Raw genomic sequence first — 23618 nt, forward strand, 5'->3', positions numbered from 1 at the left:
CATGACGAGCGGTGTCCTCCCGACCGTAAGTACGGTAAAAGCGAAGGCAATTCAACGAAGATCTTGCCGGCGAAGCGAGGAACACATGACGGAAGTCAAGCTCGACCACCCCGGTGGGCAGCTGTCGATGCCGGTGCAGTCCGCGGTCGAGGGCCCCGCCGGCGTCAAGGTGGGCAACCTGCTCAAGGAAACCGGATTGACCACCTACGATCCCGGTTTCGTCAACACCGCGTCCTGCTCGTCCGCCATCACCTACATCGACGGTGACGCGGGCATCCTGCGATACCGGGGCTACCCGATCGAGCAGCTGGCCGAGAAGTCCTCCTTCCTGGAGGTCTCGTACCTGCTCATCTACGGCGAGCTGCCGACCCAGGCCCAGCTGACCGAGTTCAGCGAGCGGATCCGGCGGCACTCGCTGCTGCACGAGGAGATGCGTCGTTTCTTCGACGGTTTCCCGCGTGACGCGCACCCGATGGCCGTGCTCTCCTCCGCGGTGAGCGCCATCTCCACCTTCTACCAGGACAGCCTGGACCCGTTCGACTCCGATCACGTGGAGATGTCCACGGTGCGACTGATGGCGAAGGTCCCGACCATCGCCTCGTACGCCTACAAGAAGTCGATCGGGCAGCCGCTGCTGTACCCGGACAACTCGCTCGGCTACGTCGAGAACTTCCTGCGGATGACCTTCGGCGTGCCGGCCGAGCCGTACGAGGTCGACCCGGTCATGGCCAAGGTGCTGGACATGCTGTTCATCCTGCACGCCGACCACGAGCAGAACTGCTCCACGTCGACCGTGCGGCTGGTCGGCTCCAGCAACGCCAACCTCTTCGCCTCGGTCTCGGCCGGCGTCAACGCCCTCTTCGGCCCGCTGCACGGTGGCGCGAACCAGGCCGTGCTGGAGATGCTGGAGCGGATCCAGGCGGACGGCGGCGACGTCCGGACCTTCGTGCAGAAGGTCAAGGACAAGCAGGACGGCGTGAAGCTGATGGGCTTCGGTCACCGGGTCTACAAGAACTACGACCCGCGCGCCGCGATCGTGAAGAAGGCCGCCCAGGACGTGCTGGGCCGGATGGCCAAGCCGGACCCGATGCTGGACCTCGCCATGCAGCTGGAGGAGATCGCGCTCGCCGACGACTTCTTCGTGTCCCGGCGGCTCTACCCGAACGTGGACTTCTACACCGGCCTGATCTACAAGGCCATGGGCTTCCCGACCAAGATGTTCACGGTGCTGTTCGCGCTGGGCCGGCTGCCCGGCTGGATCGCCCAGTGGCGCGAGATGATCAACGACCCGGAGACCAAGATCGGCCGCCCGCGGCAGATCTACACCGGCTACGCCGCGAGGGACTACGTCCCCGCCGAGCAGCGCTGATCCCGGTCTGACGACGAAGGCCGCCGACCCCGCCCAAGGAGTCGGCGGCCTTTCGCGTACGCCGGCTCGGCCGGGCTCGGTGATCCACTCGGACTGCGGCATCCCGGGGTATGCGCGGTGGTGGAGGGCGCGAGGTACCGCAATCCGAGTGGATCAAGTCCGACGGCCTGAGGTGGCGCCCGCCGGACGTCAGCGGAGGCCGGCGGCGGCCAGGAGGTTGCCCTCGGGCAGGGCCGGGAGCGCGCTGCCGAGGGCCATCCGTTGCGTCGTGCGCTCGGTGGTGAATGCCGCGTCACCGGCGATGGCGGCGGCGTACGCGGCCGCGGTGCGGGACGCGATCGCCGACCAGCCGTACTGCTCGTGCACCATGACGCGGGCGCGGCGGGCGAGGGCCCGAGCGCGGTCCCGGTCCGACAGCAGCGCGTGCACCGCCTCGGTGAGCCCGTCCGGGTCCTGCGGGGCGAAGGTCATCCCGGTGACGCCCGGCTCGACGATCTCCGCCAACCCGCCGGTCCGCGCCACCGCGAGCGGCGCGCCGGCCGCCGCACCCTCCAGGGCGACCATGCCGAACGGCTCGTAGATACTCGGCACCGCGAAGCAGTCGGAGGCGGCCATCACCGCGGGCAGGTCGGTGCCGCCGAGGAAGCCCGGCATGCTGACCGTGCCGGCCAGCCCGAGCCGGTGCACCTCGGCCTCCAGGGTCGCCTTGTACGGCCCGTCGCCGACCACCACCGCGCGCAGCCCCGGGTGCCGCTCCCGCAGCCGGGGGAGCCCGGCGAGCAGGTGCTGCACGCCCTTCTCGTAGACCAGCCGGCCGGCGAAGGTGACCAGCGGGCCGTCGCCGGCGAACCGGGCCCGGGCGGCGGTGACCGCCGAGGCAGGCACCTGCCAGCGCTGCGGCTCGACCCCGTTGGGCACCACGTCGACCCGCGCCCCGGGCAGGCCGAACAGCGAGGTCACCTCGTCGCGCATGTAGCCGGAGCAGACGATCACCCGGCCGGACTCGGCGGCCAGCCAGTGCTCGACGCCGTGGATGGTGCGGTTCATCTCCTCGGGCAGCCAGCCCTGGTGCCGGCCCGCCTCGGTGGCGTGGATGGTCGTGACCAGCGGGATGTCCAGGTGCTCGCGCAGGGTCATCGCGGTGTGCGCGACGAGCCAGTCGTGAGCGTGGATGACGTCGTAGCCACCGGTCTCGGTGGCGCGCAGGGCGGTTCGGGTGAGGGTGTGGTTGAAGGCCATGGTCCAGGCGAGCAGGCTGCTGGTGGCGAGGGGGAAGCGGACGGGGTCCTCGGCGGCGCGGACGATGCGTACGCCGTCGGCGTACTCCTCCAGGGGTGCGCCCTCGGTGTGGCGGGTGACGACGGTGACCTGGTGGCCGGCGGCGGCCAGGGCGACGGAGAGGGCGTGCACGTGGCGGCCGAGGCCACCGACGAGCACCGGCGGGTACTCCCACGACAGCATGAGGATGCGGCGCGTCCGGGGCGGCGTGCCGGTCTGCTGCGGGATGGTGGGGCGGGAGGTGGAAGTGGGGCGGTGGGTCCGGTCCGTCGCGGTGGCGGGCTGCTCGCCGACCCGCAGGATGGTCACATCAATCTCCGTCCATGCATGCTGGGGCGCGCCGGCGACACTGGCGGCGTGGAAGGTGCGGTGAGGGCGGCCGAGAGGCCGAGCGGATCCGCGCGGGCGCGCGCGTCCAGCAACAAGGAAACGGCATCCGGGGCCGGCCCGCATCTCGAAAAGGGCGTTCGTGACGGAAGACACCCGAAGGGCGGACCGGGGCCAGGTGGGTGGATTCGGGTTACGGTCCGAACAGGTGGATTGACGACCCGTACGGCGGGGCATCAGCGGTGTGCGCACCGGCGGTCGACCCGTCCGGTGCGCCCATGATCGTGGGCCGAAGGAGCGACATGCAGGTCTGGCCGGGCGAGAGCTATCCCCTCGGCGCCACCTACGACGGGATGGGGACCAACTTCGCGATCTTCTCCGAGGTGGCGGAGCGGATCGAGCTCTGCCTGTTCGACGAGTGGGGCATCGGGGCAGAACGCCGGGTCGAGCTGCGCGAGGTCGACGCCTACGTCTGGCACGCCTACATCCCCGGGACCGAGCCCGGCCAGCGCTACGGCTACCGGGTGCACGGGCCGTGGGACCCGGCCAACGGGCTGCGGTGCAACCCGCACAAGCTGCTGCTCGACCCGTACGCCAAGGCGATCGACGGGGAGATCACCTGGGATCCGGCCGTCTACGACTACGAGATGGGCGGCGACCCCGACCGGATGAACGAGACCGACTCGGCGTCGTTCATGCCCAAGTCGGTGGTGGTGAACCCGTACTTCGACTGGGGCAACGACAAGCCGCCGCGCACCCCGTACCACCACTCGGTGATCTACGAGGCGCACGTGCGCGGGCTGACCATGCGCCACCCCGGCATCCCCGAGGAACTGCGCGGCACGTACGCGGCCATCGCCTCACCCGTCATGATCGACTATTTCAAGCGGCTCGGGGTGACCGCGGTCGAGCTGATGCCGGTGCACGAGTTCGTGCACGACCACCGCCTGGCCGACCTCGGCCTGCGCAACTACTGGGGCTACAACACCATCGGCTTCTTCGCCCCGCACCACGGCTACTCCGCCCTCGGCCGGCTCGGCCAGCAGGTGCAGGAGTTCCGCGGCATGGTCAGGGCGCTGCACGCGGCCGGTATCGAGGTCATCCTCGACGTGGTCTACAACCACACCGCCGAGGGCAACCACCTCGGCCCGACGCTGAGCTTCAAGGGCATCGACACGCCCAGCTACTACCGGCTCTCGGAGTCCGACCGGCGCTACTTCGTCGACTACACCGGCACCGGCAACAGCCTCAACGTGCGCAGCCCGCACTCCCTGCAGCTGATCATGGACTCGCTGCGGTACTGGGTCACCGAGATGCACGTCGACGGCTTTCGGTTCGACCTCGCCGCCACCCTGGCCCGCGAATTCTACGAGGTGGACCGCCTCTCCACCTTCTTCGAGGTGGTGCAGCAGGACCCGGTGGTCGGCCGGGTCAAACTGATCGCCGAGCCGTGGGACATCGGCCCCGGCGGCTACCAGGTCGGCAACTTCCCGCCGCAGTGGACCGAGTGGAACGGCAAGTACCGGGACACCGTGCGGGACTTCTGGCGCGGCGAGCCGGCCACCCTGGCCGAGTTCGCCTCCCGGATCTCCGGCTCCGCCGACCTCTACCAGGACGACGGTCGCCGCCCCTTCCACAGCATCAACTTCGTCACCTGCCACGACGGGTTCACCCTCAACGACCTGGTGTCCTACAACGACAAGCACAACGAGGCCAACGGCGAGGAGAACCGGGACGGCGAGAGCCACAACCGCTCGTGGAACTGCGGCGTCGAGGGGGAGACCGACGATCCCGGCGTGCACGCCCTGCGCGCCCGGCAGCGGCGCAACTTCCTGGCCACCCTGATCCTCTCCCAGGGCGTGCCGATGATCGGCCACGGCGACGAGCTGGGCCGCACCCAGCGCGGCAACAACAACGCGTACTGCCAGGACAGCGAGCTGGCCTGGGTCGACTGGGGCCGGGCCGACGAGGAGCTGCTGGCCTTCGTCCGGCGGCTCACCGAGTTCCGCGCCCGGCACCAGGTGTTCCGCCGGCGCCGATTCTTCACCGGGCTGCCGGTGGGCGGCCGGGCTGCCGGCTCGGCCCTGCCCGACCTGGCCTGGTACACCCCCGACGGCCGGGAGATGACCGGCGATGACTGGGGCAACGACTTCGGCCGCTCGGTGGCCCTCTTCGTCAACGGCGACGGCATTCCGGAACGCGGCCAGTACGGCCAGCGCCACCGGGACGACTCGTTCCTGCTGCTGTTCAACGCGCACGACGCGCCGCTGGACTTCACCCTGCCACCGGCCGAGTTCGGGCAGCGGTGGGAACAGGTCATCAGCACCGCGGAACCGGATCCGGAGAAGCCCACGGTGGTGGAGGCGGCCGGCACCGTCTGCGTGCTGGACCGCTCGCTGCTGGTCCTGGAAAGGACGGCCTGACCATGCCCGACACCCCCTACCCCGGCGAGACGAAGGCAGCGAAGACGCGGGTGGGGGCGACCTACCGCGTCCAGGTGCGCCCCGGCTTCGACCTCGACGCCACCGCCGGGCTCGCCGACCACCTGCACGCCCTCGGCGTCACCCACCTCTACAGCGCGCCGCTGCTCACCGCCGCCCCCGGCTCGCAGCACGGCTACGACGTGGCCGACCACCGGTCGGTCAACCCCGAGATCGGCGGCGAGGCCGGCCGGCAGCGCCTGGTCCGGGCACTGCGCGCGGCCGGCCTCGGCCTGGTCGTCGACATCGTCCCCAATCACGCCGGGGTCGCCCGACCCGAGGCCAACCCGGCCTGGTGGGACGTGCTGCGCCGGGGGCGGGCGTCGGCGTACGCGCACTGGTTCGACATCGACTGGGACCGGGGCCGGCTGCTGCTGCCGGTGCTCGCCGACGCCCACGACGCGCTCGACGACCTCAAGGTGGTCGACGGGGAGCTGCGCTACCACGAGCACCGGTTCCCGATCGCCGACGGCACCGGGGCGGGCACCCCGCGCCAGGTGCACGACCGGCAGCACTACGAGCTGGTCAACTGGCGGCGCGGCGACACCGAACTGACGTACCGCCGCTTCTTCGCCGTGTCCGACCTGGCCGGGCTGCGGGTGGAGGACCCGGAGGTCTTCCGCGCCACCCACGCGGAGATCCTGCGCTGGGCCGACGCCGGCGACGTGGACGGCATCCGGGTCGACCATCCGGACGGGCTGCGCGACCCCGCCGGCTACCTCGCCCGGCTGCGCGCCGCCGCCCCGCACGTCTGGCTGGTGGTGGAGAAGATCCTCGAGTACGGCGAGGAGCTGCCGGACTGGCCGGTGGACGGCACCACCGGCTACGACGCCCTCGCCGCGGCCGGCGGGCTCTTCGTCGACCCGGACGCCGAGGGTGACTTCACCGCCCTGGACACCCGGCTGACCGGCCGGCACACCTCCTGGGAGGACCTGACCCACCGGACCAAGCTCGAGGCGGCCACCCGGCTGCTCGCCGCCGAGCTGAGCCGGCTCGCCGCGCTGGTGCCCGAGCTGCCCGCCGAACAGGTCCGGGCCGCCCTGGCCGAGCTGGCCGCCGCCTTCCCGGTGTACCGGGGCTACCCGCCGGAGGGTGCCCGGCACCTGGCCGCGGCCCGTTCCGAGGCCGGTCGCCGCCGCCCCGACCTGACCGCCACCCTGGACACGGTCACCGCCCGGCTGCGCGATCCCGGTCACGAGCTGGCCGCCCGCTTCCCGCAGCTCACCGGCGCGGTGATGGCCAAGGGCGTGGAGGACACCGCGTACTACCGGTGGAGCCGGTTCGTCGCGCTCAACGAGGTCGGCGGCAGCCCGGCGCACTTCGGCGTGCCGCCCGCCGAGTTCCACCGCTTCGCCACCACCCGGCAGGTGCGGTGGCCCGCCGGCATGACCACGCTCTCCACCCACGACACCAAGCGCGGCGAGGACGTCCGGGCCCGGCTGGCCGTGCTGTCGGAGCTGCCCGGGCGGTGGGCCGAGCGGGTGCAGAACTGGATGTCGCGCGCGCCGCTCGCCGACCCCGCCTTCGCCCACCTGCTCTGGCAGACCGCCGTCGGCGCCTGGCCGATCGAGCGCGAGCGGCTGCACGCGTACGTGGAGAAGGCTGCCCGGGAGGCGTCCGTGGCGACCAGCTGGGCCGACCCGGACCCGGCCTTCGAGCACGAGCTGCACGCCCTGGTGGACCGGATGTACGACGACCCGGAGCTGCAAGCCGAGATCGCCGGGTTCGCCGACGGGATCACCCCGGCCGGCTGGTGCAACTCACTCGGGCAGAAGCTGGTGCAGCTGGCCATGCCCGGGGTGCCGGACACCTACCAGGGCACCGAGCTGTGGGAGAACTCGCTCGTCGACCCCGACAACCGTCGCCCCGTCGACTTCGCCGTCCGCCGGGCGCTGCTGGCCCGGCTCGACGCCGGCTGGCAGCCGACGGTGGCCGCGGACGGCGCGGCCAAGCTGCTCGTCGTCTCCCGGACGCTACGGCTGCGCCGGGACCACCCGGAGCTGTTCACCGGCTACCGGCCGGTGCCGGCGCACGGCCCGGCCGGCGCGCACGCGGTGGCCTTCGACCGGGGCGGCGCGATCGCGGTGGCGACCCGGCTGCCGCTGCGGCTGGCCCGGTCCGGCGGCTGGCGCGACACGACCCTGTCGATTTCGGCTCATCGTGTTACGGACATGTTCACCGGTCGGGTCTACAGTGGGTCTGAGCTGCTCCTTCATGATCTGTTGAGCACCTATCCCGTCGCCCTGCTGGCTCCCGCCGACTCCGTGGAGGCTGCCGCATGACCGAGTTCACGGTGTGGGCGCCCGAAGCCGCCCGGGTCCGGCTGCGCCTGCCCGGCGCCGCCGACCGCGACATGCGTCCCGGTGCCGGCGGCTGGTGGCGGGTCGAGGTGCCCGACGCGGGGCCGGGCACCGACTACGCGTTCGTGCTCGACGACGACGAGCGGGCCCTGCCCGACCCGCGGTCGGCCTGGCAGCCGGCCGGCGTGCACGGGCCGAGCCGGCGCTACGACCACAGCGCCTTCGACTGGACCGACCAGGGGTGGACCGGCCGGCAGCTGCCCGGCAGCGTCCTCTACGAGCTGCACGTGGGCACCTTCACCCCGGAGGGCACCTTCGACGCGGTCGTCGACCGGCTCGAGCACCTGGTCGACCTGGGCGTCGACCTGATCGAGCTGCTGCCGGTCAACGCCTTCAACGGCGAGCACAACTGGGGCTACGACGGGGTCTGCTGGTACGCCCCGCACCAGCCGTACGGCGGCCCGGACGGGCTCAAGCGCCTCGTCGACGCCGCGCACGCCAGGGGGCTGGGGGTGATCCTCGACGTCGTCTACAACCATTTCGGGCCCTCCGGGGCCTACGCGCCGATGTTCGCGCCGTACCTCGCCGAGCAGCACAACCCCTGGGGCCGCGCGGTCAACCTGGACGGCCCGCACTCCGACGGGGTACGCCGCTACATCGTCGACAGCGTGCTGATGTGGCTGCGCGACTACCACGTCGACGGGCTGCGGCTGGACGCCGTGCACGCCATGCCGGACTCCCGGGCCACCCACCTGCTGGAGGAGATCGCGGTCGAGGTCGAGTCGCTCTCCACCCACGTCGGGCGGCCGCTGTCGCTGATCGCCGAGTCCGACCTCAACGACCCCCGGCTGATCACCCCCCGCGAGGCGGGTGGCTACGGCCTGCACGCGCAGTGGAACGACGACGCCCACCACGCGCTGCACAGCCTGCTCACCGGGGAGCGGCAGGGCTACTACGGCGACTTCGGCTCCCTCGAATGCCTGACCGACGTGCTGACCGGCGCGTTCTTCCACGCCGGCAGCTGGTCCAGCTTCCGCAACCGCAGCCACGGCCGCCCGGTGGACCGGCAGCGCACGCCCGGCCACCGGTTCGTGGCGTACCTGCAGAACCACGACCAGGTCGGCAACCGGGCCACCGGCGACCGGATCTCCGCGACCCTGTCGACCGGGCTGCTGCGCGTCGGCGCGGTGCTGCTGATGACCGCGCCGTTCACCCCGATGCTGTTCATGGGGGAGGAGTGGGCGGCCAGCACCCCCTGGCAGTTCTTCACCAGCCACCCCGAGCCGGAGCTGGCCTCCGCGGTGGCCACCGGCCGGAAGCGGGAGTTCGCCGCGCACGGCTGGCCGCCGGGCGAGGTGCCCGACCCGCAGGACCCGCAGACCTTCGTCCGGTCCCGGCTCGACTGGGCCGAGCTGGACAAGCCCGAGCACCGGGAGATGTACGAGTTCCACCGTCGGCTGATCGCGCTGCGCAAGCGCCGCCCCGACCTGTCCGACCCGCGGCTGAACCACGTCGACGTCCGGCACGGCGACCAGTTCCTGCTGATGCGCCGGGGCGAGTGCCTGGTGGTGGCGAACCTGGCCGGCAAGCCGCAGCGGATCAACCTGCCGGGGGTGGTGCGCAGCGTGCTGCTGGCCACGGAGAGCGGTGTGACGGTGATGCGCGACGGGATCGAGCTGCCGGCGGAGTCGGCGGCCATCGTCGCGCTGTGACCGCCGCGCCCGGGCGAGCCCGACCGGGCGCGCCGGGATGAGTTTGCGGGGCACCGGCTCGCGCGGCCGGCAGGACAGCGGTGGACGCGTCCGGCGGATAACGTGCCGGAGCATGGAGTGGACATATCCGACCGTGTCGATCGCCGGGATCGTGCACGAGACCGCCGGGTCCGCCGTGCGGCTGCGCCCGGTCAGCGAGCCCGACCTGACCATGTTTTGCCGGTTCGCCACCGAGCCGGGCCTGATCGGGCTCGACTGGGCCGGTTTCCGGGACGGCAGCGCGCCGGCCCGCCGATACGCCGAGGACGGCTGGCTCGGCCAGCGGGACGGACGGCTGATCGTCCAGGTCGAACCCGAGGAGGCCGCCGCCGGTTACGTCAGCTACCTGCGGGGAATCTACGGCGGACGCGCGCCGTACTGGGAAATCGGAATAGCCCTGCTGCCCGAGTGGCGCGGCCGGGGCGTCGGCTGGCGGGCCCAGGCGCTCCTCTGCGACTACCTGTTCGCGCACACCCCGGCCCAGCGCATCCAGGCCGGCACCCACCCGGAGAACATCGCCGAGCGGCGGTCGCTGGAGAAGGCCGGCTTCCAGTTGGAGGGCGTGGTGCGGGCGTGCGAGTTCCGCGCCGGCGCGTGGCGCGACGGCCATCTCTACAGCCGGCTGCGCGACGACCCGTCCCCGCTCTGACCCGTCAGGGGATCGGCCACTCGTGGACCGGGCGGTTGCTGTGCATCAGGTCCACGTAGTGGCGGACCACCTCGCGCAGCGCCTCCGGCCGGTCCAGGTGGTCGGCGGACTCCAGCCGGTGCAGCGTCTCCACCTGCCAGGTCGCGCCGTTGCGCCCGGTCAGGCAGCGCTGCTCGATGATGCCGAGCAGCCGGTCCCGCTCGTCCGGGTCGAGGCCCCACCGGTCCAGCCCGTGGTACGCCAGCGGCAGCAGCCGGCGTAGCACCAGCTCGGTCACCGGCAGGTAGCCCAGCCCCGGCCAGAAAACCTGGGCGTCGATGCCATGCCGGGCGCAGGAGTTGAAGTTCTCCTCGGCGGCGCTGAACGACATCTGCGACCACAGCGGCCGGTCCGACTCGGCGAGCGCGCGGACCAGACCGAAGTAGAAGGCGCCGTTGGCGATGGTGTCGACCACGGTCGGGCCGGCGGGCAGCACCCGGTTCTCGACCCGCAGGTGCGGGCGCCCCCTCAGCACGTCGTACACCGGGCGGTTCCACCGGTAGATGGTGCCGTTGTGCAGCCGCAGCTCGGCGAGCTTCGGCACGCCGCCGCCGGCCAGCGCCTGCGCCGGGTCCTCCGGGTCGCAGACCGGCAGCAACGCGGGGAAGTAGCGCACGTTCTCCTCGAACAGGTCGAAGACGCTGGTGATCCACCGTTCGCCGAACCAGACCCGGGGGCGTACCCCCTGGGCCTTGATCTCCTCCGAGCGGGTGTCGGTGGCCTGCTGGAACAGCGGGACGCGGGTCTCCCGCCACAGCTCGCGGCCGAAGAACAGCGGCGAGTTCGCGCCGAGCGCGACCTGGACGCCGGCGACGGCCTGGGCGGCGTTCCAGTGGTCGGCGAACTGGGCCGGGCTGACCTGCAGGTGGAACTGGGTGCTGGTGCACGCGGCCTCGGGGGTGATGGTGTCCGCGGTGGTCGCGAGCCGCTCCACCCCGGTGATGGAGATCGGCAGGTCCTCGCCGCGGGCGGCGAAGATCTGCTCGTTGAGCAGCGAGTAGCGCGGGTTGGCCGAGAGGGTGTTGGCAGTCAGGTGCTCGGGCCGCAGGGTCGGCAGGATGCCGATCATGACCATGTGCGCGTCGAGGGTGCGGGCCTTCTCCTCGGCCGCGTTCAGGCTGGCCCGTACGTGCTCCTCGAACTGCCGGGTGCCGGTGCCGGCGAGCCGCCGGGGCGCCACGTTGATCTCCACGTTGAACTGGCCCAGCTCGGTCTGGAAGCTCGGGTCGGCCACCGCGGCGAGCACGTCCGAGTTGCGCATCGCCGGCTGCGCGTCGTCGTCGACCAGGTTGAGTTCGATCTCCAGCCCGGTCATCGGCCGGTCCACGTCGAAGCGGGACTCGCGCAGCATCTCCGCGAAGACGTCCAGGCAGCGCCGGACCTTCTCCCGATAGCGGGCCCGGTCCTCCCGGCTGAATGTCCGTACGCCGACGTCCTCGCCCATGGTCACCGCCCTGTCACCGCTGGTTTCCCTAACCTCGCACGGGGCGGCGGGGCAGGGAAGGCCCGAACGACCTTTATCTACCCAACGACGCCCCCGGTGATCCCGGTCGCCCCAGCGGTGCCCTCGACAGTCGGGTCGAAGACGTCAGGTCAGCACCGAACAGGCGGCGATCCCCAGCACCAGCAGCGCGCCCAGGGCCGCCTGGAGCAGCAGCGGCGGGCCCAGGTGGGACCAGACCGTGGCGGTCCGCGGTGTCAGCAACTGCCCCGTGGTCAGGTTGACGATCCGCTCGATCCGGGGCGGCAGGTCCGCGTCGCGCTGCGGGCGCAGGGTGAGTTGCACGTGGTCGCCGGGGTGCAGGGCACTCTGCGGCAGGTGGCCGTGCAGCTCCATCTCCAGCAGCCGGTCCGTGGCGTCGCGTACCCGGACCGGGGTGACCAGGAACTCGGGCCCCTTCTTCAATTCCTTGAAGCTGCGCCGGGCGCCCCCGCCGCCGCTGCTGAGCAGAGCGCGCAGCGCCCGCATCAGCAGCCCCGCCAGGCCGGCTGCGGTGAGCACCGTGACCAGCACCGGCTGCCCCACCCGTACCTCGCGGGCGTACCCCTCCATGAGCCGGACCAGCCGACCGGTGACGATGCGTTCCGTCGGCAGGACGACGCGCCGGGTGTACAGCTCCGTGTCCATCTTCACCACCCAGAGTCCCGTTCCGTTTACCGATGGTATCGGCCCGCCGGGTTGAACGACGTGAATGAACTCCGGTCACGCGGCGGGCCCGCCAGGTGACATCCCGGGTGGCGCGGGTATCCGTGCGGCCGAGCTGGAAAGGGGTCGAGCATGCAGCTGTCCTTCCTGCGCCCGCTCTACGACCGTCCGGGGCCGTGGTGTTCGGTGTACCTGGATGCCTCCCGGGACACCCACGACTCGCGTCCCGCGGTCGACCTGCGTTGGCGGTCCCTCAAGGGGCACCTGCTGGAGCAGGGCGCCGACCAGGTGACCATCGAGGCGGTCGAGGACGTCGTCCGTCGGCACACCCCGATGCCCGGTGACTACGGCATCGCCGTCTTCGCCACCCGGGGCCGGGCGGTGCTCACCGAGTACCTCTCCGCGCCGCCGCTGCGGGACCTCGCCACCTGGTCCGCCCTGCCGCACACCATGCCGCTGGTCGCCCAGCGCGGCGAGCAGGTGGCCTGGGTGCGGGTGCTGGCCGACCGGACCGGGGCGGACGCCATCGCGGTCAGCGCCGGCGGGGTGCCGCGCAAGGCGCACATCGTCGGGCGGGAGAGTTATCAGCTACGCCAGGTCAAGCCCGGCGGATGGTCCCAGTCCCGCTACCAGCGCGCGGCGATGGAGGCCTGGCACCACAACGCCGGTGACGCCGCCGCGGCCACCGCCGAGCTGGCCGACAAGGTCGGCGCGGACGTGGTGGTGGTGGCCGGGGACATCCGGGCCACCGGCATGATCGCCGCCCAGCTTCCGGAGCGTTGGCAGGACGTCCTGGTACGGACGGACGCCGGTGCCCGCACCGGGGGCGCCGACCCGATGGCGATGGACGACCTCACCGTGCAGACCATCGCGGAGGTCGCCGACCAGCGGATCAGCACCGCGCTGGACCGGTTCGGTGTGCAGGAGGACGTCGGGGCCGGCCTGGATGCGGTGGTTTCCGCCCTGCAACGTAACCAGGTCGACACCATGCTGATCGTCGACGACGCCTCCGCCGACGGGGAACTCTGGGTGGGTCCCGAGCCGACCGAGATCGCCACCGACCCGGGGGAGTTGGAGGCGATGTCGGTGGCCGACCCGCAACGGGTACGTGCCGACGCCGCGCTGCTGCGCGCGCTGATCGGCACCGACGCCGAGCTCACCGTGCTCGCGCCGGAGGAGGCGCCGGAGCTCACCGACGGGGTCGGGGCGGTGCTCCGGTACGTCGACGCGGGCACCCCCGGGCGGGGCAATGGCTGACCGCACGGTGGCGGACCTGGTGGTCGAGCGCCTGCGCGCCTGGCGGGTGCCCCGGGCGTTCGGCTACCCGGGGGCGGCGATCGCCCCCCTGGTGCGGGCCCTGGACGGCTCCGGTGGGGACCCGGAATTCATCCCCGCCCGGCACGAGGAGACCGCCGCGTTCATGGCCACCGGCCACGCCAAGTTCACCGGTGAGATCGGGGTCTGCCTGGCCACCCAGGGGCCGAGCGCGGTGCACCTGCTCAACGGTCTCTACGACGCCAAGCTGGACAGCAAGCCGGTGGTGGCGATCGTCGGCGAGGACATCACCGGGCCGCTCGGCGGCGCGCACGAGGAGATCGGGCTGAGCCGGCTCTTCGGCGACGTCTGCAACCAGTTCGTGCGGTACGGGCGGGCACCCGGCCAGGTGCCCGCCCTGCTCGATCAGGCGTTCCGCACCGCGGCGGCGACCCGGAGCCCGACCTGTGTGGTGCTGCCGTACGCGTTGCAGGTGGCCGCCGTGCCGGACCTGCTGCCGCAGGCCGCCGGCGTGGTCTCGGCGACTCCGGGGGAGCCGCTGGCCCGGGTGCTGCCGCACGAGGGTGACCTGGACGCGGCGGCCTCGTTGCTGGCCACCGGACAGCGGGTGGCGATCCTCGTCGGCCAGGGAGCGCACGGCGCGGCGGAGGAGATCGTCGCGCTGGCCGACCGGCTCGGCGCGGGCGTGGCGACGTCGCTGCTCGGCAAGCCGGTGCTGGACGAACGGTTGCCGTTCCACACCGGAGTGCTCGGCGAGGTCGGCACCTCGGCCGCGGCCCAGCTCATGGGGGGCTGCGACACGCTGCTGCTGGTCGGTACCAACGACCCGTGGACCGACTGGTTCCCCATGCCGGGCCAGGTACGGACCATCCAGATCGACATCGACGGCCGGCGGATCGGCACCCGCTATCCCACAGACGTCCCGCTGGTGGGCGACGCGGCCGAGACGCTGCGGGCGCTGCTCGGCCGGGTGCCGGAGCGGCCCAACCGGCAGTGGCGGGGCGTGGTCGAGAAGTCGGTGGACCGGTGGCGGGAGGTGGCCGCCGAGCGGGCCGGCGCGCCGGCCGAGCCGGTGAACCCGCAGCTCGTGCTGCACGAACTCGCGTCCCGGATGCCGCAGCGCGGTGCCGTCGCGGTGGACGTCGGCTCGGTCATCTACTGGTACGCCCGGCACCTGCAGTTGCCGCCGGGGGTCCGGGCGCAGCTGTGTGGCACCCTCGGCTCGATGGGTTGCGGCCTGCCGTACGCGGTGGCCGCCAAGCTGGCCCGCAGCGACGAGCCGGTGATTGCCCTGCTCGGGGACGGGGCGATGCAACTCAACGGCCTGGCCGAGCTGATCACGGTGGCACACCACTGGCAGGAGTGGCGGGACCCCCGGCTGGTGGTGCTGGTGCTCAACAACCGGGACCACGCCGGGATGGGCGGCGGCCCGGAGCCGACCGGCGTGATCACCGACCGGCGCCCCGACGTGCCGTACGCCGGGTGGGCCCGACTGCTCGGTCTGCACGGCATCCGGGTGGACCGCCCGGAGTTGGTCGGCCCGGCCTGGGACGAGGTCCTCGCGGCCGACCGGCCCAGCGTGCTGGAGGCGGTGGTCGACCCGGCGGTGTCGATGGACCCGCCGGAGCCCGCGCTGGCCGACCTGCGTGGCATCTTCGCCGACGGCGACGCCGCCCGCCGGGTACGGGAGCAGATGCTGGACCGTCGCACCGCTGTCGAGGCCGAGGACCTGGTCTGACCGCGTCGTGCCGGCGCCCGGCTCGCCTGCCCGGTGGGCGAGGTCGGCACGGTCCGCCGCCGCCCCGCCGAAGGCGACGCCCGCGCCCGTTGCCTTTGGCGGGCGGCGCAGTCGCCTGTGGCTCGCTACGAACTTGATGACACGGACGAGTCAGCCATGACGCGTCTTCCGGCCCACGCGGTCAGCTACGCGGTCACCCGCGTCGGGTGAGTCGTTCATGTCATCAAGTTCGTAGCGTCGTCGCCCCCTTTGCCCGTCCTGGCACCCCCGCCCTCGCCCTGCCCCGCCGAGCCCGTCCACGCCAGGTCCCCCCGCCCCGCCCCCGCTCTGCCCCCGCCTCGCCCCCGCTCCGCCCTCGCCCCCGCTCCGCCCCCGTCTCCGCCCGCCCCGCCCGCTCCGCCCGCCCCGCCAGGCCCGGTCCCGCCGCCCGCCCGACTGGCCAGCGCGGTGTGGCGGCGGGGGACTGGCCCGGCCGCGCGGGCCGTCCCGGTACGGCCGCGACCCGGCCCGGCGCTCCCGTTGCGGCCCGAGACGGCCGGCCACGGCGAGTCGGCGCGCCTGGGCCTCGTGCGTGGTCACCGCCCTGCCGACAGACACCCGCAGATTGGCCCGCCCCGTGGGGGGATGCCCCGTTTAGACCCCATAGGGACGGGAAGCCGGGCCGCGTGGTGAACGAACGAGGCACGGTGGGATCGGTGCGAAAGGGGCCCATGGGGTCCACGGCCGACGGCGCCACCCTGGCCGTCGACCGTGTCGTGGCGGCCGGGAGCACGGCCCGGGTCCTGCTCGCGGCGACTGTGCGGGCGCTGCGCGGCGACGACTGCGCCGACGTGGGGCAGGCTCCCACCCTCACCCGGTTCACCGGCGCGCCGGAGCCGGTGCGCCGGGCCGCCGCCGTCCGGGCCGCCGGCCGGCTCGCGCTGAGCCCGGCCCGGATCGCCGAGGTGGACGGCGAGCGGGTGGCGGCCTGGCTCGCCGACCAGTACCCGGCCCGCCGCTGGCCGGGAGTGGTGCTGGGCTCGCCGCACGGCGCGGCCGTGCACCTCGCGGTGGCCCTGGGCGTGCCCTGGCTGCCCGCCACCTTCGAGATGACCGTGCACTGGCCGCGGGGGGTCGTGGACCGGCCGGCCGCCGCGCTGGACCACGGTGCCGCGCTCGCCGCCCGCCTGCTGGCCGGCAACCCCGCCGTGCACGTGCGACAGGTGCACTGCCCGGCCAGCCGTGGCGCGGCCGCCGGCGCCACCGTGTCACTCGCGGTGCGCTGGAGCGCCCTGCCTGCGGCGTACGTCCGCTTCCTGGCCGAACGTCTGGACCCCGGCGCGCCGGTGCTGCTGCTGCACGACGCCCGGACCTGGCCGGTGCTGGATGAGGGGCAGGGGCACAGCTTCCAGGTCGGTTCCCCGGCCAGTGGCCTCGACCCGGTGGACTTCCACCCCGACGCGCACGCGCTCCGGCAGGTGCTCCGCTCCGCCGGCGGCGACGGCGCGAGCTGGGCGCCGCCGGACGTCTCCTGCCCACAGGCGTACGCGGAGCACGGCGTGGAGTCCGGGTTCGAGCACAGCCTCCGGAACTGGACCAGCCGGCGCGGGCACCCGCTGCACCGGGTGCTCGTCCCGCAGCCCGACGTGCTCAGCGCGGCCACCGCCGATCTGTACCGGCACTGGCTGCGCCGGGCCGGCAAGACCGGCAACCGCTTGGTGGTGGAGTGCGGGCGGCTGCTCGACCCGTGGCAGGTGGTCCGGGCCGGCCTGGTGCCGTACTGGTGCGAGAACGCGAGCCGGCGCCGGGTGGAGGGGGTGGAGTGGTGGCTCGCCGGGTGCGAGCCGTTCAGCTCGGTGGACGTGCTGCCGGAGCCGCCCGGGGTTCGTTCGCCTGCCCTGGCCGGCCTGCCGCAGTGGCTCGCCGTCGCGGCGTTCGGCCGCCGGCGGCGGGCGCTGGACCGGGGTTCGGCCCGCGGCTACCCGGTCAGCCAGGTGCCTACCCGGCGTGCCACGGAGGTGTTGCGTAACCAGCCGTACGACCTGCCCGTCCCGCCGCCGCTGGGGATGGGGGAGGCGCTCGCGGTGCTCCGGGACGCGGGTGCCCACCAGGGGTTGCTGGTCTCCTGACGCCCCGGCCACCAACAACGGCGAATCATCCTCGCGATCCTGCGGACCGTGATTGAGTACCTACGGAGCGGGAACACCGCTCGCTGCGACGGCCCACGACGCCGTGTGGCGAGCCGTCGGCCGTTCCTGGCGTTCCGTCACGTAACCCACTTCCGGCCCGGTGCGTGGCCCGACCACGCGCACGACCGGTCTTCCCGATCCGGGCGGGGGACACCTTCCTGAGGGAGGCGCGGATGTTCGGACAGACCACCACACCCACACCACCACCCACCGAGCGGGGCCTGGAGGACCTCGACGCGGCGGCCCTGGCGTACGCGGCACGGATCGAAGGGCTGCCACCCGAGCGGCGGCAGGAGGCGCGGGACGATCTCGTCCGGTTCGCGTTGCCCTTCGCCGGCCGGTTGGCCCGCCGCTACCGAGGTCGCGGGGAACCGCTGGAGGACCTGGAGCAGGTGGCCCGCCTCGGCCTGGTCAACGCCGTCGACCGGTACGACCCGGAACGGGGCTCCTTCACCGCGTACGCGGCGATCACCATCGTCGGCGAGATCAAACGGCACTTCCGGGACCGCACCTGGGGGGTGCACGTGCCCCGGCGGCTGCGCGACCTGATCCTGGAGGTCGGGCAGGCGACGGCGGCGCTGACCAGCGAGCTGTCCCGGGCCCCGTCGGTCGCCGAGCTGGCCGAGCGGCTGGAGACGCCGGAGGAGGAGATCCTCGCCGCGCTGGAGTCGGCCGCCGGCTACAGCCCGGCATCGCTGAACGCGCCCGTCGGCGGCGAGAGCTCCGCCGAGTTCGGCGACCTGGTGGGCGAGTCGGACAACGCCCTGGAATCGGTGGACGACCGGGTCACCGTCAGCGGCCTGCTGCACCGGCTGCCCTGGCGGGAGCGGCGGATCCTGGCCATGCGCTTCTACGGCAACCAGACCCAGGCGGAGATCGCGGCCCGGTTCGGCATCTCCCAGATGCACGTCTCCCGGCTGCTCTCCCGTGCCCTGACCTGGCTGCGGCAGGCGATGCTCGCCGACGCCCCGCCACCGTGGCAGAACGGCGCGGCCGAGTCGGAGCCGGCGAAGACGAAGATCTCGGTCAAGCAGAACGGGGACCGGGTGGTCGTCGAGGTCGGGGGAGAGGTCGGCCGGGACGGGGCGGACCAGCTACGCCGGGCGATGCTGGAGGCGGTGACCGGGCAGCCCCGCGAGGTGATCGTGGACCTGGTCGGTGCCGGTGGCTTCGACGCCGGCGGCATCGCCGCGCTGATGGCCGGCCGGGACGCGGCGGCCCGGACCGGGGTGCCGCTACGCCTGACCCGGGTGCAGCCCGCGGTCCGCCGCTCGCTGGTCGCGGCCGGCCTGCCGCCGGCCGACTGATCCGTACGGGACAGACAGGAGGGCCGGCGCCCGACGGGCGCCGGCCCTCCTGCGGTGACCGCTCAGTGCTCCTGGGTGTCCCCGTGTCCGCGAGGGTGTTCCCAGCGGGGATTCTCCGGCTGGGTGCGCTGCGGGCCCAGTTGGGTCTCCTCCGGTTCGTCGGTCTCCTCGAAGCTGGGCCGGAGCACCTCCTCCGGCTCCGGCACCTCGACCGGCCGGGCGCCGGACTGTGGTGCCGGGGTGTACTCGACGGCCTCGCGGGCGCCGTGCGCGCCCTCGGCGGCCGGCGACTCCGGAACGTACGGCACGTGTCGCAGCTCCTCGACGAGCCGCTGCGGCGGCTGGGTGGTGCGCTGCGGCAGATCGCGGCCGAGGTTGGCGACGAGCGTGCCGTACTTGGCGTCGAAGGCGGGCCGCTCGGAGCGGATCCGCGGCACCCGGTCGAAGTTGCGCAGTGGCGGGGGGCAGCTGGTGGCCCACTCGAGGGAGTTGCCGAAGCCCCACGGGTCGTCCACGGTCACCAACGCGCCGTACCGCCAGGACTTCCAGACGTTGTAGATGAAGAACAGCGTCGACGCGCCGAGGATGAACGACCCGATGGTCGAGACCATGTTCAGCGTGGTGAAGCCGTCGGTGGGCAGATAGTCGACGTACCGCCGGGGCATGCCCTCGTTGCCCAGCCAGTGCTGCACCAGGAACGTGGTGTGGAAGCCGACGAACATGGTCCAGAAGTGCATCTTGCCGAGCCGTTCGTCGAGCAGCCGCCCGGTCATCTTCGGGAACCAGAAGTAGATCCCGCCGAAGAAGGCGAACACCACCGTGCCGAAGAGCACGTAGTGGAAGTGCGCCACCACGAAGTAGCTGTCGGTGACGTGGAAGTCCACCGGCGGGCTGGCCAGCAGCACCCCGGTCAGCCCGCCGAACAGGAAGGTGACCAGGAAGCCGATCGCGAACAGCATCGGCGTCTCGAAGGTGAGCTGCCCCTTCCACATGGTGCCGATCCAGTTGAAGAACTTGACGCCGGTCGGCACCGCGATCAGGTAGCTGAGGATGCTGAAGAACGGCAGCAGCACCTGGCCGGTGCCGAACATGTGGTGCGCCCACACGCTCATCGACAGCACGGTGATCGCGGTGGTGGCGAGCACCAGACCGGTGTAGCCGAAGATCGGTTTGCGGGAGAAGACCGGAATGATCTCGGTGATGACGCCGAAGAAGGGCACCGCGATGATGTAGACCTCGGGATGCCCCCAGAACCAGAACAGGTGCTCCCAGAGCATCGGCCCGCCGATGGTCGGATCGTAGACGTGCGAGTGCAGGATGCGGTCCGAGAGCAGCGCGAGGAGCGCGGCGGCCAGCAGCGGGAAGACCAGCAGGATCAGGACGCTGGTGAGCAGCATGTTCCAGGTGAAGATCGGCATCCGGAACATGGTCATGCCGGGCGCCCGCAGGGTGACGATGGTGGCGACCAGGTTGACCGCGGTGAGGATGGTGCCGAGCCCGCCGATGACCAGTCCGACCAGCACCATGTTGGGCCCGACACCCGGGGAGTTCTGCGCCAGGCTCAGCGGCGCGTAGGCGAACCAGCCGAAGTCGGCGGATCCTCCGGGCGTCAGGAAGCTGCCGTACAACATCAGGCCGCCGAAGAGGAACAGCCAGTAGCCGAAGGCGTTCAGCCGGGGAAACGAGACGTCCGGGGCGCCGATCTGGATCGGCACGATGTAGTTGGCCATCCCCAGCGCCGCGGGCGTGGCGAAGAGCAGCAGCATCGCCAGGCCGTGGGTGGTGAACAGTTCGTTGTACTGCTCGGGGGAGAGGAACTGGAGCCCCGGCTGGGCGAGTTCGCCTCGGATCAGCATCGCCTCGATCCCGGCGGCCAGGAAGAACACGAAGGACGTGCTCAGGTACAGCAGGCCGATCTGCTTGTGGTCGGTCGTTCGCAACAGCCGCCACAGTGAGTCGCCCGGGATCGGCGGGCGGAGCGGTCCGGGATAGCCGCCGAACTGCGCGGGCGCGAGGATAGCGGGCCCCCGGTCGCGCGCCGGTTCCGTGACTGTGCGCCTGGCCATGGCTCTCACCCCGTCGTACCACGATCGAAACAGACGGCGCGGGCTACCCGCGCTCCCTGCCATGAAACCAGGCGCAAGCGGTAATTTCGGTCAGTTCGCCGGTAGCATCGCCCAGACAACCTTGCCGGCACCGGCCGGCGAACTGCCCCAGCGCTGGGTCAGCTCACGGACCAGCAGCAGCCCACGCCCACCCTCGGCCCGCAGGTCGTGGCCGGTCACCGCCCGGGCGTCGGCCGGGCTGCCGTCCAGCACGGCCACCCGCAGGTACGGCGTGCGCAGGGTCAGGGTCACCTGCATCGGGGTGCGCGCGTGCCGGACCACGTTGCCGACCAGCTCGCTGAGCACCACCGACGCCGGGCCGGCCAGCTCCGGGATGTTCCATCGGCTGCACGCATCGGTGACCAGCTCCCGGGCCCGCCGGCAGGCTCCGGCGACCGGCTCCAGCCGGGCCCGCAGCCGGGGCGCGGCCGCCGTGCCGGCGAGCGCGGTCGCCTCGGCGCAGTCCCGGCGCACCGGCACCACCCGGCAGGCCGTGGTCTCGGCGAGCCGGGCGGCGGTGTCCGGCGCCGCGCAGCAGAGCACCATCGGGACGGCCGGCCAGTCGGCGGCGCGCCGGGCGGCGGACGCGAAGACGGACAGGGCCAGCGGCTCCGTCACCCGCATCCGCTCCAGGTCGACCACGAGCGCGTCCGGCTGGGTGGCCAGGCACTCGGCCAGCACGCCGTCCACGGACCGCATGGTGCCCAGGTCCAGCGCACCGGCGAGCCGCACGACGGTGACCGGTGTCTCGTCGCGGACCTCGCACCTGATCCGGGTCGACATCCAGGCCCCTCGTTTCGGTCTCGTCCGTGGGGCCTACGAGGTACCCGTGACCGGGGCGGGCGAAACCGGACGGGGCGCCGGCACGCGCGGCCGGTCAACGGCCGGTCGGGGCGCGGGTGGTGGCCAGGCCGAGCGTGATCATCGCGAGCCCGAGCAGCAGGTGCAGCCAGTTGCCGGCCCCGTTGACAGGCGCGAAGTTGGCGGCGCTGCCGAGGTCGATCGCCAGACCATAGAGCCAGAGCACCAGATAGATCGCGCCGCCGCCGACCAGGAAGGTCCGTGCCCCGGAGACCGTGCGGGCCATCGTCAACCCGGCCACGCCGAAGATCAGGTGCACGACGTTGTGCAGCACCGAAACCTGGAAGACGCCGAGCAGCATGGCCCGCGACTGGTGCCCGGCCCAGTGCAGGTCGCCGTAGTTGCTGGTGATGCCGGGGATGAAGCCCAGCACGCCGATCACCAGGAAGATCACGCCAACGGCCCCGGCCGCCCGGCGTACCGGCGCGCGGCCGTCGGCCGGGTTGCGTCGCGCGCGCGAATGCGCCATCGCGTTCGTCATGGCGCCCTCCTCACCTGGCGGGATCGGTGGGCTTTCCCTGGGCCGTCGGCGGCAAACGCGGCCGGCCGCACGCCGGCGGCCGGAGCCGGTCAGGCGGCCTGCAACGGCCGGGCGGCCGGCTGCCGGACCCGCCCGTACAGGTCGGCGTACCGCTGGGCCATCACCTCCGGGGTGAACCGGGCGACCGCCTCCCGCCGGCACTCGTCCGGGGCGAGCAGGCCGGCGGCCAGCACCAGGTCGCCGAGCTCCTCCTCATCGGTGGTGAGCAGGCCGGTGCGGCCGTGCTCGATCAGCTCCGGCAGGCAGCCGCGGGCGACGGCCACCACCGGCGTGCCGAGCGCGAGTGACTCGACCACCGCAGTGCCGCCCGGCTCTTCCCAGCGCAGCGGGAACAGCGTGGCCCGGGCCGCGGCGAGCAGGTCGTCCCGTTCCTGCCCGGCCACCGTGCCGACCCAGCGGACCAGGTCGCCGTCGACGTACGGAGCGACCTGCTCGTAGAAGAACCGGACGTCCGGGTTCTGCCGGGCCTCCTCGCCGGCCGCGGCCAGGTCCTCCGGCCGGTGGTACGGCCCGACCGGGCCGGCGAGCACCAGCGGGAAGCCGACCCGCCGCGCCAGCCGGACGCCGAGGTCCTGCCCCTTGCCCGGGTTGATCCGGCCCAGGATCAGCAGATGATCGCCCTTCGCCACGGCCGGCCGGCGGTCCGCGCCGACCGCGAGCGGGGTGGACAGGTGCACGTGCCCCACCGAGTGCTCCCGCAGGGCCCGGGGCGCGCGGGCCAGCTGCGCGGCGGACACGCCGTTGACCCGGACCCGCTCGCCGCCGTCCAGGTTGCCGTACAGCTCGGGATGCTTGGCCAGGTCCCAGTGCAGGGTGTGCAGCACTGGGGGGGCGTCCGGTCCCATCGCGGCCATGGTGGCCAGGCCGACCGCCTCCACGTGGTCGTGCACCAGGTCGATGTCGTCGCGGGTGCGCAGCTCGCGGACGACCCCGCCCAGGTGCGCCTGGGAGATCCCGCAGACCTGGTTGTAGGGGCGCTGGAGGGCGTGGAACTGCCCGTCGGGGAAGACCGAGATCTTCTCGTCGACCGGCAGGGTGCTGGTCCCCACCGAGGCGAGCACCACCCGTACGCCGAGCTTGCGCAGCTCCGGCACCAGGGTGGCCACCACGTTCTCGATGCCGCCGTAGCCGGGCGGCGGGACGGACAACCACGGACCCGCGTTCATCAGGACGGTGAGACTCATGCGGCGTTCCTTCCCTCGGCGGCGCCACCGACGGCCCCCGCGCGCCAGCGGCCGGCTCCGCGGGCCGGCCGTCACCCGCCGATCCGGCGGACCGGCCCCC

The 23618-nt window shown here is 72.8% G+C and carries 16 protein-coding genes; 9 read left to right on the plus strand and 7 right to left on the minus strand.

Going from position 1 to position 23618, the window contains the following annotated elements:
• The first annotated feature begins 85 nt into the window (after window positions 1-85).
• Window positions 86-1369 carry a citrate synthase gene (locus ACL02O_RS12550; protein WP_412818201.1) on the plus strand — a complete coding sequence of 428 codons (1284 nt, stop codon included), beginning with the start codon at window positions 86-88 and terminating at the stop codon, window positions 1367-1369.
• A gap of 189 nt (window positions 1370-1558) precedes the next feature.
• On the opposite strand, the gene ACL02O_RS12555 is transcribed toward ACL02O_RS12550, so the two are convergent.
• A complete protein-coding gene (locus ACL02O_RS12555) occupies window positions 1559-2956 on the minus strand; it encodes a glycosyltransferase family 4 protein (protein WP_412818202.1) in 1398 nt (465 codons plus the stop codon).
• A gap of 320 nt (window positions 2957-3276) precedes the next feature.
• Here ACL02O_RS12555 and glgX point away from each other — a divergent pair, with 320 nt between their 5' ends.
• The 4 genes from glgX to ACL02O_RS12575 all read left to right on the plus strand — a co-directional run bounded on the left by glgX (window position 3277) and on the right by ACL02O_RS12575 (window position 10154).
• Window positions 3277-5397 carry a glycogen debranching protein GlgX gene (gene glgX, locus ACL02O_RS12560; RefSeq protein WP_412818203.1) on the plus strand — a complete coding sequence of 707 codons (2121 nt, stop codon included), beginning with the start codon at window positions 3277-3279 and terminating at the stop codon, window positions 5395-5397.
• Between the two features lie 2 nt (window positions 5398-5399).
• Window positions 5400-7736 (plus strand): malto-oligosyltrehalose synthase, encoded by a 2337-nt coding sequence (gene treY, locus ACL02O_RS12565; protein WP_412818204.1) that lies wholly within the window; start codon window positions 5400-5402, stop codon window positions 7734-7736.
• On the plus strand, window positions 7733-9466 hold the full coding sequence (gene treZ, locus ACL02O_RS12570; protein WP_412818205.1) for a malto-oligosyltrehalose trehalohydrolase: 1734 nt from the start codon (window positions 7733-7735) through the stop codon (window positions 9464-9466). Before treY ends, treZ begins: the two co-directional genes overlap by 4 nt.
• Window positions 9467-9578: 112 nt before the next feature.
• A complete protein-coding gene (locus ACL02O_RS12575; protein ID WP_412818206.1) occupies window positions 9579-10154 on the plus strand; it encodes a GNAT family N-acetyltransferase in 576 nt (191 codons plus the stop codon).
• Between the two features lie 4 nt (window positions 10155-10158).
• Here the strand turns inward: ACL02O_RS12575 and ACL02O_RS12580 are convergent, their stop codons facing one another.
• Entirely contained in the window at window positions 10159-11637 is a 1479-nt protein-coding gene (locus ACL02O_RS12580; RefSeq protein WP_412818207.1) for a glutamate--cysteine ligase, read from the minus strand.
• Between the two features lie 144 nt (window positions 11638-11781).
• The gene (locus ACL02O_RS12585; RefSeq protein ID WP_412818208.1) at window positions 11782-12321 is read right to left on the minus strand and encodes a hypothetical protein; all 540 of its coding nucleotides are present in this window, start codon (window positions 12319-12321) and stop codon (window positions 11782-11784) included.
• Between the two features lie 150 nt (window positions 12322-12471).
• On the opposite strand from ACL02O_RS12585, the gene ACL02O_RS12590 reads away from it, so the two are divergent.
• The 4 genes from ACL02O_RS12590 to ACL02O_RS12605 all read left to right on the plus strand — a co-directional run bounded on the left by ACL02O_RS12590 (window position 12472) and on the right by ACL02O_RS12605 (window position 18827).
• Window positions 12472-13596 (plus strand): baeRF2 domain-containing protein, encoded by a 1125-nt coding sequence (locus ACL02O_RS12590; protein WP_412818209.1) that lies wholly within the window; start codon window positions 12472-12474, stop codon window positions 13594-13596.
• A complete protein-coding gene (locus tag ACL02O_RS12595) occupies window positions 13589-15352 on the plus strand; it encodes a thiamine pyrophosphate-binding protein (RefSeq protein ID WP_412818210.1) in 1764 nt (587 codons plus the stop codon). The genes ACL02O_RS12590 and ACL02O_RS12595 overlap by 8 nt, the downstream gene beginning before the upstream one ends.
• Before the next feature lie 710 nt (window positions 15353-16062).
• On the plus strand, window positions 16063-17460 hold the full coding sequence (locus tag ACL02O_RS12600; protein ID WP_412818242.1) for a hypothetical protein: 1398 nt from the start codon (window positions 16063-16065) through the stop codon (window positions 17458-17460).
• A 233-nt stretch (window positions 17461-17693) separates the two neighbouring features.
• A complete protein-coding gene (locus ACL02O_RS12605; protein ID WP_412818211.1) occupies window positions 17694-18827 on the plus strand; it encodes a SigB/SigF/SigG family RNA polymerase sigma factor in 1134 nt (377 codons plus the stop codon).
• A gap of 62 nt (window positions 18828-18889) precedes the next feature.
• Here ACL02O_RS12605 and ctaD read toward each other — a convergent pair whose 3' ends face one another.
• The 4 genes from ctaD to ACL02O_RS12625 all read right to left on the minus strand — a co-directional run bounded on the left by ctaD (window position 18890) and on the right by ACL02O_RS12625 (window position 23518).
• On the minus strand, window positions 18890-20893 hold the full coding sequence (gene ctaD / locus ACL02O_RS12610; RefSeq protein WP_412818212.1) for an aa3-type cytochrome oxidase subunit I: 2004 nt from the start codon (window positions 20891-20893) through the stop codon (window positions 18890-18892).
• Window positions 20894-20983: 90 nt separating this feature from the next.
• A complete protein-coding gene (locus ACL02O_RS12615; protein ID WP_412818213.1) occupies window positions 20984-21715 on the minus strand; it encodes an ATP-binding protein in 732 nt (243 codons plus the stop codon).
• A 94-nt stretch (window positions 21716-21809) separates the two neighbouring features.
• Window positions 21810-22274, minus strand: coding sequence for a DUF4383 domain-containing protein (locus tag ACL02O_RS12620; RefSeq protein WP_412818214.1), 465 nt, complete (start codon window positions 22272-22274; stop codon window positions 21810-21812).
• An 89-nt stretch (window positions 22275-22363) separates the two neighbouring features.
• Window positions 22364-23518: a glycosyltransferase gene (locus ACL02O_RS12625; protein WP_412818215.1), complete on the minus strand. Its 1155-nt coding sequence runs from the start codon at window positions 23516-23518 to the stop codon at window positions 22364-22366.
• Window positions 23519-23618 lie beyond the last annotated feature (100 nt).

Source organism: Micromonospora mangrovicola, from assembly GCF_047200535.1.
In the GTDB taxonomy this organism is placed as follows: domain Bacteria; phylum Actinomycetota; class Actinomycetes; order Mycobacteriales; family Micromonosporaceae; genus Micromonospora.

Coding starts and splice junctions, on each gene's coding strand:
- ACL02O_RS12590 (WP_412818209.1), top strand. CDS start 12,472: ATGCAGCTGTCCTTCCTGCGCCCGCTCTACGACCGTCCGGGGCCGTGG.
- treY (WP_412818204.1), top strand. CDS start 5,400: ATGCCCGACACCCCCTACCCCGGCGAGACGAAGGCAGCGAAGACGCGG.
- ACL02O_RS12585 (WP_412818208.1), bottom strand. CDS start 12,321: ATGGACACGGAGCTGTACACCCGGCGCGTCGTCCTGCCGACGGAACGC.
- ACL02O_RS12615 (WP_412818213.1), bottom strand. CDS start 21,715: ATGTCGACCCGGATCAGGTGCGAGGTCCGCGACGAGACACCGGTCACC.
- ACL02O_RS12605 (WP_412818211.1), top strand. CDS start 17,694: ATGTTCGGACAGACCACCACACCCACACCACCACCCACCGAGCGGGGC.
- ctaD (WP_412818212.1), bottom strand. CDS start 20,893: ATGGCCAGGCGCACAGTCACGGAACCGGCGCGCGACCGGGGGCCCGCT.
- ACL02O_RS12550 (WP_412818201.1), top strand. CDS start 86: ATGACGGAAGTCAAGCTCGACCACCCCGGTGGGCAGCTGTCGATGCCG.
- ACL02O_RS12575 (WP_412818206.1), top strand. CDS start 9,579: ATGGAGTGGACATATCCGACCGTGTCGATCGCCGGGATCGTGCACGAG.
- ACL02O_RS12580 (WP_412818207.1), bottom strand. CDS start 11,637: ATGGGCGAGGACGTCGGCGTACGGACATTCAGCCGGGAGGACCGGGCC.
- ACL02O_RS12620 (WP_412818214.1), bottom strand. CDS start 22,274: ATGACGAACGCGATGGCGCATTCGCGCGCGCGACGCAACCCGGCCGAC.
- treZ (WP_412818205.1), top strand. CDS start 7,733: ATGACCGAGTTCACGGTGTGGGCGCCCGAAGCCGCCCGGGTCCGGCTG.
- ACL02O_RS12595 (WP_412818210.1), top strand. CDS start 13,589: ATGGCTGACCGCACGGTGGCGGACCTGGTGGTCGAGCGCCTGCGCGCC.
- ACL02O_RS12600 (WP_412818242.1), top strand. CDS start 16,063: ATGGGGTCCACGGCCGACGGCGCCACCCTGGCCGTCGACCGTGTCGTG.
- glgX (WP_412818203.1), top strand. CDS start 3,277: ATGCAGGTCTGGCCGGGCGAGAGCTATCCCCTCGGCGCCACCTACGAC.
- ACL02O_RS12625 (WP_412818215.1), bottom strand. CDS start 23,518: ATGAGTCTCACCGTCCTGATGAACGCGGGTCCGTGGTTGTCCGTCCCG.